The 15,241-nt window shown below is 55.2% G+C and carries 12 protein-coding genes; 4 read left to right on the top strand and 8 right to left on the bottom strand.

Annotation, left to right across the window (positions count from 1 at the left end; genetic code table 11):
• Window positions 1–251 precede the first annotated feature (251 nt).
• The gene (locus EN932_RS39445) at window positions 252–2,408 is read right to left on the bottom strand and encodes a hypothetical protein (RefSeq protein ID WP_281058945.1); all 2,157 of its coding nucleotides are present in this window, start codon (window positions 2,406–2,408) and stop codon (window positions 252–254) included.
• Between the two features lie 298 nt (window positions 2,409–2,706).
• On the opposite strand from EN932_RS39445, the gene EN932_RS01530 reads away from it, so the two are divergent.
• Window positions 2,707–3,204, top strand: coding sequence for a MucR family transcriptional regulator (locus tag EN932_RS01530; protein ID WP_127384881.1), 498 nt, complete (start codon window positions 2,707–2,709; stop codon window positions 3,202–3,204).
• A gap of 317 nt (window positions 3,205–3,521) precedes the next feature.
• Here the strand turns inward: EN932_RS01530 and EN932_RS01525 are convergent, their stop codons facing one another.
• Window positions 3,522–4,847 carry a hypothetical protein gene (locus EN932_RS01525; RefSeq protein WP_127384882.1) on the bottom strand — a complete coding sequence of 442 codons (1,326 nt, stop codon included), beginning with the start codon at window positions 4,845–4,847 and terminating at the stop codon, window positions 3,522–3,524.
• Window positions 4,848–4,949: 102 nt separating this feature from the next.
• Complete coding sequence (locus EN932_RS01520; RefSeq protein ID WP_127384883.1) at window positions 4,950–5,660, bottom strand: hypothetical protein; 711 nt, start codon at window positions 5,658–5,660, stop codon at window positions 4,950–4,952.
• Between the two features lie 268 nt (window positions 5,661–5,928).
• Here EN932_RS01520 and EN932_RS01515 point away from each other — a divergent pair, with 268 nt between their 5' ends.
• Window positions 5,929–6,477, top strand: a complete 549-nt coding sequence (locus EN932_RS01515) for a heme-degrading domain-containing protein (RefSeq protein ID WP_245465036.1) — start codon at window positions 5,929–5,931, stop codon at window positions 6,475–6,477.
• Window positions 6,478–7,408: 931 nt separating this feature from the next.
• Here the strand turns inward: EN932_RS01515 and EN932_RS01505 are convergent.
• The gene (locus EN932_RS01505) at window positions 7,409–8,620 is read right to left on the bottom strand and encodes a glycosyltransferase family 4 protein (RefSeq protein WP_128368694.1); all 1,212 of its coding nucleotides are present in this window, start codon (window positions 8,618–8,620) and stop codon (window positions 7,409–7,411) included.
• Window positions 8,617–9,570: an NAD-dependent epimerase/dehydratase family protein gene (locus EN932_RS01500; RefSeq protein WP_127384885.1), complete on the bottom strand. Its 954-nt coding sequence runs from the start codon at window positions 9,568–9,570 to the stop codon at window positions 8,617–8,619. Before EN932_RS01500 ends, EN932_RS01505 begins: the two co-directional genes overlap by 4 nt.
• A 236-nt stretch (window positions 9,571–9,806) precedes the next feature.
• Between EN932_RS01500 and EN932_RS01495 the strand changes: the two genes are divergently transcribed.
• Both EN932_RS01495 and EN932_RS01490 read left to right on the top strand, forming a co-directional pair.
• On the top strand, window positions 9,807–11,453 hold the full coding sequence (locus tag EN932_RS01495; RefSeq protein ID WP_127384886.1) for a hypothetical protein: 1,647 nt from the start codon (window positions 9,807–9,809) through the stop codon (window positions 11,451–11,453).
• Window positions 11,454–11,562: 109 nt separating this feature from the next.
• Window positions 11,563–12,105: a sugar transferase gene (locus EN932_RS01490; RefSeq protein WP_127384887.1), complete on the top strand. Its 543-nt coding sequence runs from the start codon at window positions 11,563–11,565 to the stop codon at window positions 12,103–12,105.
• Between the two features lie 90 nt (window positions 12,106–12,195).
• On the opposite strand, the gene wecB is transcribed toward EN932_RS01490, so the two are convergent.
• From wecB to EN932_RS01475, 3 genes are read right to left on the bottom strand one after another with little or no spacing between them, the layout of a single operon-like run.
• Window positions 12,196–13,341, bottom strand: a complete 1,146-nt coding sequence (wecB, locus tag EN932_RS01485; RefSeq protein WP_281058946.1) for a UDP-N-acetylglucosamine 2-epimerase (non-hydrolyzing) — start codon at window positions 13,339–13,341, stop codon at window positions 12,196–12,198.
• A complete protein-coding gene (locus EN932_RS01480; protein ID WP_127384888.1) occupies window positions 13,334–14,344 on the bottom strand; it encodes a polysaccharide biosynthesis protein in 1,011 nt (336 codons plus the stop codon). The genes wecB and EN932_RS01480 overlap by 8 nt, the downstream gene beginning before the upstream one ends.
• 22 nt (window positions 14,345–14,366) lie before the next feature.
• On the bottom strand, window positions 14,367–15,236 hold the full coding sequence (locus tag EN932_RS01475; RefSeq protein WP_127384889.1) for an SDR family oxidoreductase: 870 nt from the start codon (window positions 15,234–15,236) through the stop codon (window positions 14,367–14,369).
• Window positions 15,237–15,241 lie beyond the last annotated feature (5 nt).

Here is a 15,241-nt window from a genome sequence, read left to right as displayed (position 1 = left end):
ATCAACAAGGCTCGACATCTCGGCGCTGATAGGCAGGCTTGGCCCTGGCCACGGCTCGATGCATTGGGACTTAGTGTGGCTGTTCGCATGCTCGCTCGGATTGCAAGGCTGCGGGACGCGACCGCCGTCCGGTCTTCTTCACGTGCATTCTTGGCTACCAAGGCCAACGGCGGGCGCGCAATCGCGACGGGAAGCCAACGTAGCCGGCTCCTAGCCTGCCATACCAAGTTCACGGCAATCATCGAGACGACCTAAATCCTTGATATCGTCATCTGACAACCATTGATCGGTATGGTCGAGTTCGCGCCGGTCGACTGACACAGGGGGCCAATCTGCAAAGAGCCACTGGCGGTTACTGTCATTTCTACCGCAATGGGCATGTTGATTTCGCCGGTTGTGCCTTGCGTCGTTCTGGTGACGCCCGAAGCAGAATTGCTGCCAAACACCACTGTTGCGGTACCAGTTATCTTGTGAAGGGAAACTAGCCGGTCCCCAGCAGTCCCACCCGTAACCATATTTACGTTTACTGTGATCAGGAAGCGCTCACCCTTTGAGACGAACGGGAACGAATACGCGACCCCATCTACGCCGCCGCTCGTTGCTGTGACGGAGCCCGAATTCGAACGTTTGTCGATGGATTTGTTTCCCCCTTCCAGTATGTTCGCGCCACTGGATTGATCATCGAACAGCTTCGCGGTCGCCCCGGTAAAGGTGCCTTGGGCGTCTAGTCCCCGAACGGTGCATTTGTCTGACGTGCCTGATAGAAATACGGTTGTGGAGGGCCGGTTGTGCTGAACGCCGCTGACGTTGACCCGCAAACTGTCGATGATCTGAACGCCGCCCCAGTCCCCGTTAAGTGCAACAGATGTGGCCTGATTTAGCAATTTGAGCCTGCTCACGTCGCTGTCATCGCAGGTGCGGAGAATAACCCCTACGCTAATGGCGTCGGCCTCCTGGTATTTGTAGAGGGTCATGCCCCCGACTTCAGATTGTGGGCTGTTCTGCAGGTCCACACCGGCGTCAAAGAAGTTGATGTGGCCGCCGCTCACCTTGGTCCACGGCCGTGTCGTTGTGTACCGGGCGACCACGCCATTGATGACGCCAACCATGATTGGCGTTTCAACGATCAGCCCCTCCACTTCGCCTTCCGAATAAATGCCTATCTGCCCGACATCAATTCTTGGATGGTCAATGAGAATGCCGGAGGGAACGGAACTTAGAGTCGGCGTATCGGAACCCGTGATCTTGATCCCGGCAGCCATCTTGTTGAAGCTGTTTCTGTCGATGACGGATGCGTTACGCCGGCCAGTGACCAACGGGCGGATGATGTCGGCAGCGTGGACGTCGACAAGCTGCATTCCGACGGCCCAGCCTTGCGTTTGATCGTTCTCGCCGCGAACATCGACGTCAACGATAGCGCAGCGCCGCAGGCTCCGGTTGGTGATGCTGTCGGCTTTGGCGTAAGTGACCTTGAGCCCTGTCCCGGGCTCCTGTCCGGTCGTTAAGATGCCAAAATCCCGGATGTGCGTTGAGTGGTTGTAATCATCCTGCGTAATTTCCAGCCCGCGCGTGGCACCCGTGAAGCGCAGCGCAGATGCGCCGTAGCCCCAACCGGCAAGGAAAAAGTCCCGGTTGGTGGGAACGCTCAAGACACCGTTTACGTCATAGACTTTCGGCCCGAGACGAATTGGTTGGCCGCAAGCGATAGCATTGTCCAGCGCCGCCAATGCGTTCCCTGAGACATAGCCGAAATCCTCGAGTGAAACAGGACCATCGTTGATCTTGGCTATGAACGGTCGGGCAACAGCGCCGGTGAATGCGTTGGCAAAATGGTTGCCGTTCTGGATCGACTGCGCCGCTCTCAGCGACGTCATCGGCTTGGTGTTCTCTGTAAGACCTTCCGCTTCTGCCTGGTTGGCGAGCGCAGCAGTCGGCCCTGTGGGGCCTGTCGCGCCTGTGGGGCCGGTCGCGCCCGTGAGCCCGGCAACACCGGTCGCACCGACACCTGTCGGCCCGGTGGCGCCGCTCGGTCCCGTTGGACCGGTGATGCCGGTCGGGCCAGTCGCGCCAATACCGCCTGTAATGCCTGTCGGTCCGGTGGCGCCCGCAGCCCCAACGGCCCCGCTAGGCCCTGTGGGGCCGGTCGCACCGGTGCCGGCAGGACCAGACGGCCCCGTGGGGCCGGTCGCGCCTTCGCCGGTGATCAGCGCCCGCGTGGCCGGCGACAGCGCGTCAGGCGTGACAATCTCGTTGACCAGTTTGCCATCGGAACGGCGCACGTCGGCCAGCGCGTCGATCGTGTCGTCGGCTGCTCGGACTAACTCAGCCAGGTCGTTGTCGAGCTGCGCGCCATCCGGAAAGGAGTACAGGTAGCTGAAATCGATGACGGGCTTTTCGGGAGAGGCCATTTTGCATCACTCGCAACACGGCTACCCGATCGATGCCACCCGCTTGGGGACGACAATTTCTCAACAATGATGAGATCGAGGGGAAGCTAGTTGATCGAAGCCTTGGTTGACCAAGGCGGGTGATGCGACTGCCCGAGATTCGCAGTTGTTCCGGCCGTGGAATGATAGCACAGCATGACGAGCTCTGACCACCCTTACTTCAGGATTAGCGCGCCAGTTTTATTGATCTACCTCACGCCAACATTGCGGAAAGCTACAATTTACATTAGGTTCGCACTCCCAATTCAGGAGCGAACAATTGACCGATGAAATTGAACGAAACACAGCTCTGATTGAGCTGACGGCCGATATTGTCGCAGCGTTTGTCCAAAATAACGCCGTGCCAGTGGCTGGGCTGCCGGATCTTATTTCTTCGGTCAACGCGGCGCTTTCGAAATTGGGCCCGACGCCGGTCGCGGAGCTACCGCCGCTGACGCCGGCCGTAAACCCGAAGAAGTCGATATTTCCGGATTACATCATAAGTTTGGAAGACGGGCGCAAATTCAAGTCGATGAAGCGCCATCTAGGTTTGCTTGGGATGACGCCCGAACAATACCGCACGAAATGGGGTTTGCCTCGCGACTACCCCATGGTGGCGCCAAGCTATGCAGCACAGCGATCGAAGTTGGCAAAGTCGATAGGGCTAGGGCTAAAGCCTGCCACGAAGGATCCCGCCAAGAAAGCGCCGGCCAAGAAGCCAGCCCCAAAGGGTATCAAGGCTAAAGGCGCAAAGCGCAATCTCACTAGGAACGCGTAGAGCGAAGCTGGGGCTTCGTATCTCCGTCATGCAACGCTTAGGGGTGTCACCTTACCCACAGGCTGGGCACGGCGAGCAACGCAGTCGCCGGAGAACCGTCTAACCACTACCTACATTAGGAACCTCTTGCGGATCGGCCTTGGCTGGGATATCCAATGGTGGGGGCTCATATGTACTGGGTAATGTTGTTTGCCGGGGCGGCGTTTATTATGGTCTTGGTTGGCCTCTTGGCTCTCAGTGGCCTCGTGGGCGACGCCGGTGCTCACAGATTCAAGTCCAGCAAGGACCAGCCGAACTAGCTAAGTCAGCTTCCCGTGCTACTTACTTTTAACGATCGACAAGATTGTTGGATCGACATCGAATATCTTGCGGGCCCGCGCTGAGAAGAAACCTACCTGAAGCGCATTGCAAACCGCCGCGGCCGACGCGAGTAAAAGCGGGCCCCCCATCAGAACGCCAGCCGTACACAATACGACGGTTGCGAGGCCGGTACCCAAGGTAATGCGAAAAGCAAACTTTTCGTCGCCTAACACCATCAACAAAACTCCTGACGATCCGCCGAGAACATGGCAAACTTGGCCGCAGCCTAAGATTAGTGCTATCCATAAAGAACTTTCATAGTGTGGGTTCCAAATCTGAACAGCGGCATAGCCAAGAGTCACCAACCCAAAATACATTAGGCAGGTCAGGATCGTCGAAACACAGACCAATGTCCTGAGAGATCGCTGAAGTCCCACGCGGTCACCCAGCGTCCAATGCTGTACCGCAGAAGGGGCAAAGGCGGAATTTGCGATGCTGAGCGGCATGATCAGTACCGTCGAAATCCTCAAAGCGACACCATATTGCGCAACTTCTGAGAAGCTGGTGAAGAGCGTCAGCAGAACCATGTCGACCTGAGATAGACCGAACAACATCAAGGTTGTCGCGAGATTCGGCAGAGTCCGAAGGATAATCGCTCTTAAGTTTGTCTCTACCTTTGCTGGCTCAGTCCAGCGGCGCGACATCACAAAAATGCTAAAAGCGCCGAAACCCGCTGCCATCGCGAAGCCGACTAAACTACACAATAGGACTTGATGAAGTGTGACACTGCTATGTGTCACGAGGGCAAACGCGAGGAAGAGGGCCACAATGGCACTGGGGAACGCCATGAGAAAAGCCGAACTCCGAATCGAGTGAACCGCTCGAAGCAGTTCGACTTGGACAGACCCCAAAGCTGCGCAGGGAATGGCCACGGCGACTATTGGCAAAATTTCTCCCCATTCGTTGCCTCCGCCGCTTCCTATCCAATGTTCTGCAAGCCAGAATGCCAGCGCTGTGATGAGGCCGAAAGAGACAACCAGTCCCTGAATCCTAACTATAAGATCCCGCGCTCGTCCAAAGTCTCCTTTCGCGGTCGCGGCCGAGACAAGCGCCGGCACGGTGAATGTGAGGCCCAATTGAACCAGGATCGCAAATCCTGAGGTGAGGATCTGAGCAATGAAATAGATGCCGACTTTGTCTGGAGGCAAGGCAAGAGGAAGGAGCAAGGAGCTCGCAAGACCTGCAGCCAATATGCCAACGCGGCCGGCGGCAGCGGCGCCACTAGCACGCCATATCGAGGGCGCGGAAGCGACCGGAAGATCAACGGAGATGGGGTCGCTCATTGGGAGGCGCTCGGCTATCCCGGGGACAAAGGGACGAACAGTTGGGAGTAATTGTGGCGTCTGCATGATTGGGCGCCCAATTGCAGTGAATTGGAACCAGGGTTAGTCCAGAAAATGGCGCGCCCACTCTGTCTGGATAAAGTGACCCTTCAGTTCGGCGTAGTTCGAGATGATCTCAGATTGGGCGCCGGCTCTCTGCCTTTTGAAACGGCTTTCGAGAGGCGCATCGCGCAAATTCAGAAATTCGAGGCAGCGCAATACGCCAGAGCCGTCGACCAGCTGTTCATATGTTAAATGCAAATTAGGGAATTCGCTCGCTATCCGGTGCAAAGCGGAGTTGTCGCTTGTCCATTTCTCAAATGCGGTCAATACATCCGTTGGATCTGCGTAAAAAACATTTATTTTTGTCGGCCCGTAATCCGATCTCCAGGAATTATTTAAAGCCGCAAGTCTGTACGAAATATATTGATCCAACAGGTTGTCGCGTGACAGGCGGACAATCTTGTATCCGAATCTCTTGAATGCTTCTACCGCGTCGGTATGCTCGAGCAGAGACAGGTAGGGCATTTTGAAACCGGTGACCCTGCTACCCTTTTTGTGGAGCATCTTCTCAAGATAGCTAGCCACGTCCTTCTGACGGGAGTTTCTGAAAGATACCGTGCGCCGCCTGACCAAGTCGGCGATTAAGCGAGCCGTCGGTGAGAATAGCTCGCCTTCGCACGTTGCATCTGGGTGAGAGTCAAGCAAAGCCTGGAGATAGCTGGACCCCTGTCTTCCCACAAACAAAATCGCGAAAAATGTATGATCAGTCATTGGCAGATAATTGCTACTCCGTTCAAAGGCCCATTCATCCTAGACGTCTAGCACCATCCCGAGTATTTGACAGGGCGTAGGATGATTGGATGGATATTTTGCACATCAAATCAGAAACCCAGTGCCTCTATTGGCAACGGCGGAAGCTATTAGCGAGGAACTCGCCGATAAGGCCGCGTGGCCGCACGTCTTACGCGCTGCCTAGACCCATTAACCGCCTGTATTCCGACTCCTTGGCACCATTGCAAAAGCACGCGGACAGTTCGACATGACGGATAAGACGGGAGAGATGACGGGCAGTTCGGCTTCAGAGGGGGATGCGAGTGATGTCCGGAAACTCGCTCAACAGGAATCCGTGCTCGTCTTCGAATCTTTTGAAGAAACAGCAGCCTTTAAGCTAGGCTGCGCGCTTCGTTCCATCGCAGTGCGCGAACAGGCCGGGATCGTTATCGACATTCGGCTCTGGGATCGTCAATTATTCTACGCCGCGCTTCCGACATCAACGGCGTCGAATGGTGAATGGGCGCGGCGCAAGCTTAACGTAGTCAAGCTCTTTCACAAGAGCAGCTATCTCTTAGCCCTACAGCAGCAACGTGAGGATCGCACTTTCCCTCCCGGATACGGTCTGGATCCACAGGATTTCGTTCTAGCCGGCGGGGCTTTTCCAATCCGGGTCAAAGGGGTGGGCGTGATCGGAGCGATTGCGGTGTCTGGCCTTAGCCAACGCAGTGACCATAACCTCGCAGTCGCAGGTCTATGCGAGCACCTTGGACAGGATGCCAACCTTTTGTCCCTCGATCCCGAGACATGGAACTAGTCTCTGTTGGCTGGATTCCGCCTTTCCCGCATACGCACCGATACTGGGGCAAACGCGCACCGGGCTATCAGGAGAGCGTGGTTTACTGCTTTGCGAGATAGCAGTGTCCGCGGGTGCCCGGCCGCTGCTAATAATCGTTGAACGGCAACCGCTACTCGTCCCGAACGCCCATGGATCGCAGCCGACAGTAAATTAGCGTGCGCCCTAGTCTCACGCTCCCATTTGCGGAGTTCATCGGGAAGATCCTTCCGTCGAAAGAACGTCTCGATCATGCGCTGCGGTTCTTCTCCGCGTTCAAATGGCACAGCTCGGTAGGTGGTCGACGCGCTGTGCATGCGAAATTCCGCGAGAACCTCTTTCACATGGTAAAAATTACCTTCCAATGCCAAGCGCAGGAAAAAGTCGAGGTCGGGAATCTGCCGAAGGTCCTCTCGCCAGTAACCAGCCCGTTCATAGGCCTCACGTCGAAAAAAGGCCCCAGGGCCCGGCAGGCAGTGCAGGTGTGCATAGAGAGCACGACGCGAAAACTCCGGGGGCTGCAAGGTCGACCTGAGAGTTGAATGCTCGTCGATAATGTCGAAGTCGGGATAAACCAAAACTACATCAGTGCGAGCCGACAATTCCTCCACGCAGCGCCGAACAGCTGTTGGGCGCAGACGATCGTCTGCGCTTAGATATCCGAGGATATCCCCAGTGCTCATTGCCCATCCTGTGGTCATAGCCGCACTCTGGCCAGCGTTCACTTGACGGTGCAATTTAATTTTAGGACCGTAGTTGGAGACGAGATCGCTTGTGCCGTCAGTTGAACCGTCGTCTACAACTATGACGTCCAAATTTGGATAATCTTGGGCCAAGAGGCTTTCGATTGTTTCCGCGATGTAGTCTGTCGCATTATATGCTGGGACCACGAGCGATACTTGGGGACCTCTTATCAACAGTCCTCTCCGTTGCGCTTGATCGTCGTCGATAGTACCTTGATCGCCGGTTGCTTTGGTGGCGCATCTACGACGACGTTTGCGGGAGCCTCCCTTTTTGCGATTAATTCTTCAAAGCGAGAAATCAGCTTGTCTACAATCGAAGGCCAGGCAAAAGTCTCCACTATAAAAGATCTAAGCGCTCGTCCCTTCGACGGTAGATCACCACGCTCGGCCAGCATCGAGTGAAGCCCTCCATACAAGCCCTCAACAGTAGCCGGTACGACGTATCCACCACCCACCGTCTCAACTTCATCAAACCCACACTGGTCAGTGAGAAGAACAGGCGTGCCAACGATACCAGCTTCCAGCGCTACGAGTGACATCGCCTCAGCTCGGGAAGGCACGACCAGGAAAAGCGCGCGTCTATATGCCTCGCTCCGTGCGCTCTCGCTTAGATGCCCCGTGAAGACAACCCGGTCGGCGAGGTGGTGCGCATTAACAAAGGATTCCAACGATCGGCGCATGCCAAAGTCTGGACCTGCTACTACCAACCCGATATCCGGATATTCCTGGCTCATCTTCTCAAACGCGCTTACAAGAAGATCGGGGCCTTTCACTTCGGCTAGTCGGCCGACGAAAAGGACATACGGCCCACTTGGTCCAGTCTCCATCTCTTCAGCTGCTAAAGGTTGTTCTTCAACCCCGTTTGGAACCACGATGACATTGTCTTCTGGCGATTTGAACCGCTCCAGTATCTGACGGCGCTCCAGGGGGGTGACCGCAATCAGCGTCGCCGCATTCCGGACCATCCGCTTTCCAAAGGCGATGTGGAAGAGATACGGGATCGGCCTAGGATGATTGAGACCGACGAACTCCCCCGCAGCGCTGAAAGTATAAGGCTTCCCCAGCCATCGCGCGAGAAACGCCGTAGCGACCGACAGGAAGTTCCAGTACCCGAGAATATGGATGACATCTGCGTTTCGAACGCTGCGCATTAGCCTAAGCGGATTGATTGTCGGAATCGAGAAGCGGAGACGCATCGCACCCGTGACATAAACATGCATATTCCTACCGTGCAGTCGCTTGACGAGATCCCCGCCTTGCATAGTGACGATCTCGCAACGATGTCCTCTTTGCGTCAGATGGGTAGCAAGCCGCCTTGTTCGCTCTGCTGTGCCTCCTCCTTTTTGGGAATCGAGTGAAACTGTAGTCAGGAGGATATTCATGCGCCCGACTTCCGAGTCACCCTAGCAAGATCACTGGCGTAATTGTCCAGCCTGCTGGTGAACGCCTCAGAGACTAGCCCTAATTCCGTGGCCCTGATTGCAGAGAAGCGCCGGTCAATAGCCTGCGCCGGAAGCCCCCTCAAACGTAACAAGAATCTAAGAAAGAATCTTGGTGAGGTTGGTCCAAATTTCGGGAATTCTCGGCCGAATGCCTGGGCGAAGCGATCCTGGACAAACGCGAAATTGTTATTCGGATCGGAATCATCGGTAACTAGGACGATCTGTGAGCCATGGATTTTCCGGTCGAACGCCAGTTTGACAAGTGCCTGTGCGACAGTCTCCACACTCACGAGGTGCATGCGTCTTTCGCCGTAAAGAACACGGCGGAGCGCAATCTTCCATGATGGAGCCTGCTTCATCTCCTCGGCCAAGCTGACGAGATTGCGTCCGCCAGATCCGAAAATAGCCCCCAGTCGCAACACAATCGTCTCACTGAACGAGCCTGTCAGAATTTCCTCCGCTATGAGGTGCTCTTGCTCATAAGCTGACAAGGGGCAAGGTAAAGTGCCTTCGTCGATTTGACGCTCTAGCACCCCTGCGTAGACGTCGATGCTGCTGGCATGAAGACAGCGGGAAATGCCGGTTTCCCGAAACGTCGGCTGCAAGCTTCGCATCAAGGTAGGGTACCAACCGGTGCCGTCGGGGCGCAATAAGTTGATAAGGATGTCGTGGCCCCTCAAAGCGGCCAGCACCTCTGCAGAGTCGCTCAGGTCGACTTTTTTGACCTCAACGCCGACAACATCGAGCCATTCTGGTTGCGAACGATGCACAATGAATCGGCTGGGCGGCAGGGCCGTATTGGCCAGCTGTCGGGCCAGAGCCTCCCCTACGAAACCCGTTCCCCCGAGCACTACTACGCGAGAAACTTTGTCACATTGCTCGTAGTTCATTCGGGCGTTCTTCGAAAAGGAAGGAGTATCGAAAGAGCCGCCCTGGAAACATGGAACAAGCCAATTCGCAAGTCCTCGGGCTATATCATGGGGATTGTTTCTCACGCAACTAATTGCACTGATGGCTGCGTGTATCGTAGGGGACAACAGGCGATTCGCGTGTCTGCATGGTTTCAGTTCACGAACGCGACATCTCGCTGTTGGGTCGCCGCAAGGTTTGGACTATAGGGGTCGACATGAGCAAATCTCAAACTCCCAAACCTTTCGGGATGAATGTGGGTAGAAGTTTACTCGCCCTTGCATCAGCGCTTCTTGTTGCCGCAATGGGCACCGCCCTTCTGATGACCTATCCCGGTCACTCAAAACTGGCAGTTCTCTGGTTTTATGCCTCGGGCTGCGTTGCCGTCTTCATCTCGCTTTGGCGTCCATCCTCCTTTTTCGTGTTTCTCCTGTCGTCATTTCTGTTTGTAGGATTCATTGCAAAGGCGATCGCTAACTTCGTCTTTGGCGTCGCGCTCATCGAACCTATCAGCACGTTCACCACTGAGTGGGATCAAGCGCTTGCCTTCGCGGCAAGCGGCTTTTCGGGGGTGTGTGCGGCTGGGTTGATTGCTGCGCTTTATCCCGCGTTTAAAGAGGTGCGGGTAGCAGTAGCGCCTCCTCTGGTGTCGAAATGGATCATTTTGGCGTTCGGGCTATTGATCGCCGTTTCCAGCGGACTCTATTGGGCCAACTACTCATTTCATATTTTGCGCATCGGTTACCCCCTCGGCATTGACATCAACCCTCGCCTGTATGCGGTCGCGGCCTTCGTGATCGCATGGGGTGCTCTCTTGGGAGGCCTGACCTTGACGCTGTGGCTGGTTGAATTACGCAACTGGTCGTATTCAGTGTTGATCTACGTTGCTGTCTTCCTCGGCCTGCTCGCATCAGTCTCGATGGGCAGCCGTATCCAGCTCCTTCTTTATGTCCTCGCCGCGTTCGCGGTGATTGTCCTACGGCATCGCGATGTGAGTGGTTGGATTGCAATCGCTGTTGCTATGGGATTCGGTGCGCTTGTTTTCGCAGGCTCGCTTGCAGTAGTTAGTCTCGAACGCACTTTCGATTTTTCGATTAGCGCCGCGCAAACGCAAACTGCATCACAGCAGCCAACAGGCATCGAAAGAACTCAAAACCCGGCCGCGCCGGAATCCTCGACTGGTTTAGAAGTCCCATCGGTTTCGGGCCAACTTAGAGAGCGAGTAAAGCCCGAGAGTCTAGAGCCGTCTCCCCTTCCTCCGGCTTCACAAGCACCAAGCGAGCCCCCGACGCCCTCGGCTACGACGATGATGGACAAAGTCGAGGCAGTCAGAGGTGACCGATTCGCTCTCGACGGTCTTTATCGGCAACTCCGCAACCTCGCGATTATGCGCTGGGTTGGGCTTGAAGGGACGATGACATCTGCCGCAAATGTTGACCGTCTCGGAACCGATCTTTTCGTGAAGGTCATCAGAGAAGATCCGGCCGCTGGCGCCCAAGCAATTTACCAAAAGATGTCCGGTGACCGGTACGGCAAGGTCCAATATTATACTTTTCTCACGTTGCCCGGCCCAATTGGCGTGGCCAGCCTGTCCGGATCGTTAGTCGTGGTTTCGGTATTCATGTTCCTTCTAACAATAGTTGGCCACTCAGTCGAATGGATGGCTGCGCGGACTACTCGAAATGTAGCCTCTGCAGCGGTGACCGGCGTGTCGTTAGCATACCTGCTTGTCCAAATGGGTTTCCCCTGGACCTTGTTCATATATGCGATTGAACTCGCCCTTTCGGTCCTTTTCCTCGGTGCCGTCTGGTACATCGTAAATTGGCTTGCTAGCCGTCGTGGCCAAGTGACCGCCGATGTCTAAGGCTTGTTACCGCCAGAGAGAATAAGTGGGTGAGCGGTGACTCGTCGTGGCGGCGTGCTTGCGAAGTGTGTGCGCGTCGATGTCCGCAGAGTGTCGGGAACAGGGTGTCATGACTTCACGCAAACGGGTTTTCGATCTCGCCTCTGCGGCGTTATTGCTAGTGGCTACCGCGCCTCTTTTGTTGCTCGCTACCTTTGCGATCCGGGCTTCCTCGCCGGGGCCGGCATTTTTTTCCCAAGTCAGAATCGGCCGGAATGGCATTCTGTTTCGCTGTCATAAGTTGAGGACTATGTACGAGGGAACCCCGTCCTTACCCTCGCATGAGGTTCCCGCTAACGCCGTGACATCGGTCGGAATGCTCCTGCGTAAGTCCAAGCTCGATGAACTGCCACAATTGCTGAACGTGCTGAAGGGTGAAATGAGCTTGGTCGGGCCGCGCCCCTGCCTTCCGAACCAGATCACTCTGATCGAGTGCAGGAAACGGCTAGGGGTATTGGCAGCGCTTCCTGGCCTGACCGGTCTGGCCCAAGCCAAGGGTATCGACATGTCGAATCCGGCACTTCTAGCCGAAGTAGACGCATACTATCTTAGGACCGCGTCGTTCTGGCGCGACCTGCGAATCCTGTTCGAGACGCTCTGTCGAATCGGCTGACCGTGCGGATGAGGGCTACTTGACCCGCGGTCGAGTTGACGTAAAAACGCGCCGCCTGTCCTATATCCGCTGGCAAGGGCTGCATATGCGCTAGGCGGGAAGGTTCTTACCCTCGCTTTTTCGCCAAACTCGCCTGTTTATAAAATCAGTGTAGCTTAGGACGATCCGCAGCACTTTTTCGGACACATTGACGCTGCTATAGTCGCTCGGCAATCGCAAGCTCCGCATCTCGCCCCGTGACTGACGCTCCAAGACCTTAAGCCCGTCAAAAACGCGCTCAATGTCCAAGCCAACCATCATCACTGAGGTCTCTTCGAAGCCTTCCGGGCGCTCATGTACCTCGCGGAGATTAAGGGCGGGAAAATTCAGGATCGCGCTTTCCTCAGTTATCGTGCCGCTATCCGAAAGCACGGCTCGAGCCGAACACTGGAGCCTGATATAGTCGAAGAACCCAAACGGTTTTTCAAACCTGACATTTTCATGGCATCTAGCGCGAAGCGCGTCCAATCTTTTTCTCGTGCGAGGATGGGTCGAAACGACGACCGGCTCCTGATATCGTTCGGCAACCCCATTGAGGACGTCAAGCAGCTTCCTTAGCCGCTCGGGCGAATCCACGTTCTCCTCGCGATGAGCACTGACTACGAAGAATCTTTCCGCCGTCAAACCAAGATTGGCAACTACCGCCGAGGTTTCGATTGCACTTCGGTAATGCTCAAGCACCTCGCGCATCGGACTTCCGGTAACAATCACCTGGTCGGGCGGGAGTCCCTCTCGCAGTAGGTAGTCACGAGCAATCTGGCTATAGGTCAGATTGACATCCGCGGTATGATCCACAATTCGGCGGTTAATCTCCTCTGGAACACGGAAATCGAAGCAACGATTTCCGGCCTCCATGTGGAATATGGGCACCTTCCGCCGTTTGGCGGCAATCGCCGCCAAACAGCTATTCGTGTCACCCAATATCAGCAATGCGTCGGGGCGATGCGTCTCCAGCGCTTGATCAGCCGCGATGATAATTTTCCCGATTGTCTCCGCGGCAGAATCTCCTGCCGCTTGGAGGAAGACGTCGGGCGGCCGAATGCCCAACTGCGAAAAGAAAACCTCATTCAGCTCATAATCATAGTTCTGGCCAGTATGAACGAGCACGTGATCGAAATTGGCATCGAACTTTTCAATGACCCTGGACAGCCGAATAATCTCTGGCCGCGTCCCAACAATGGTCATGACCTTAAGCACGGAGGGCCTCTTTCACGATGTCCAACTGCGATAGCAATTCCTTGACCTGATCGATCCCGAGGCGAACGGTATTGTGAGACGTGTAATCCTCCAGCTCTGAAACCCTTCGCTCGCCTTCAACGAAATATTTATCGTAGTTCAGATCCCGAGAATCGGCTGGAACCCGGTAATAGTTGCCTAGATCCTCCGCGCGCACCATTTCCTCGCGCGACACTAGAGTTTCGAAAAGCTTCTCACCGTGACGAGTCCCAATGATTTTCACCGGATTGGCCCGTTCGAAGAGTACCTGCATTGCCTCAGCCAGAACCCCCACGGTAGAAGCGGGTGCCTTCTGGACAAATATATCGCCCGACCGTGCGTGCTCGAATGCATAGAGCACTAGGTCGACTGATTCATCGAGCGACATCAAGAAGCGCGTCATGTTGGGATCGGTTAATGTCAGGGGCTTTCCGCGTAGCAGCTGGTCAAGGAAGAGGGGAATCACTGAGCCGCGGGACGCCATAACGTTGCCGTAACGGGTGGCGCAGACGACGGTGCGAACAGAATCGCTGACCCGCGATTTCGCAATCATGACTTTTTCCATCATCGCCTTTGACATACCCATTGCGTTCACAGGATATACCGCCTTGTCAGTGCTAAGCACCACGCAACGCTGCACGCGATGGCTGATCGCGGCGCGAAGCACGTTTTCAGCGCCGAGAACATTCGTTTTGATCGCCTCCATTGGGTAAAATTCGCAAGACGGCACTTGCTTGAGCGCCGCAGCGTGGAAGATGTAGTCGGCTCCGCGAACTGCATCGTCGACAGCGTGATAATCGCGGACATCACCAATATAAAATTTTAAGCGATCGTCCGGCAACGACAGGCGCATATCCTCCTGCTTTTTTTCGTCCCGGCTAAAGATACGGATTTCTGCGAAGTCCGTTTTGAGGAATCGAGCCAGCACAGCGTTGCCAAAAGAGCCGGTGCCCCCAGTAATCAAAAGGGTCTTGTTGGAAAACATTAACGTCTCGCTCGAGGATGTTTTAGCCAAAGTCATACATGGATCGGATTAGAACGGGCCAGTCGGGAGGGCGGTAGCCGGTAGCGTTCTGGAAACGAGATGAATTTAATGACCGGTCAATCACCAACTGGTCGTCCGGGACGATTTGGGTCTTTTTGCCGTAGATTTCGGCTATGATTCTGAGGAGATCATATTTGCTGATTGGATCTGACGACACATGGTACATGCCGGTGAGTTTGATATTTGGCAGGACGAAATCGCGAATGATCCTGGCGAGTTCCACGGTAGGCAGTCCGGAAAATATGGCTCGGGTGAATCCTTTAACGTCAGCTTGTTGGCTCAAAAACCAGTCGACCAAGCCGTGTGAAGTGTTCAACTCCCGGCCGATTATCGAAGTCCGAAGGGTTATCGCGTTCTCACAAACCACTTCGCCCAGCAGCTTGCTCCGCCCGTATAAATCATCAGCATTGGGCCGGGCACTTTCGCTGTAGTTGCCGGCCGCACCGTCAAAGACACAATCGGTACTGATATGAACGAGACGAGCCCTCGCGACTGCGCAGAGGCGTGCCAGCCGATGCGGCAAAACTGCATTAATTGGAATTGCGGCGAGAGGGTCATTCACAGATGACATCTGCTTGACAAGCCCAATGCAATTTATGACCACATCCGGGTTTGCCACCGCGAAAATCTTGCTTAGTCCATCAAAATTCTCGACGTCACCGGTGTCGATCAGCGTCGCCCGGCTTTCTGGAAAAACAGGATGCAGATTATTTGAACGGGTGGAGCCAAAAACTACGTAGCCTTCGCTGTTCGCAAAGAATCTGAAAACTGCATTGCCCAGCATGCCCGAGGCACCGAGGACAAGGATTCTGGGGTGCGTCGATTGAGCCATCGTAT

It is taken from the genome of Mesorhizobium sp. M7A.F.Ca.US.002.01.1.1 (assembly GCF_004022955.1).
GTDB lineage: Bacteria > Pseudomonadota > Alphaproteobacteria > Rhizobiales > Rhizobiaceae > Mesorhizobium > Mesorhizobium ciceri.
The sequence above is the reverse complement of the archived record's forward strand: the minus strand, read 5'-3'. Positions and strand labels throughout refer to the sequence as shown.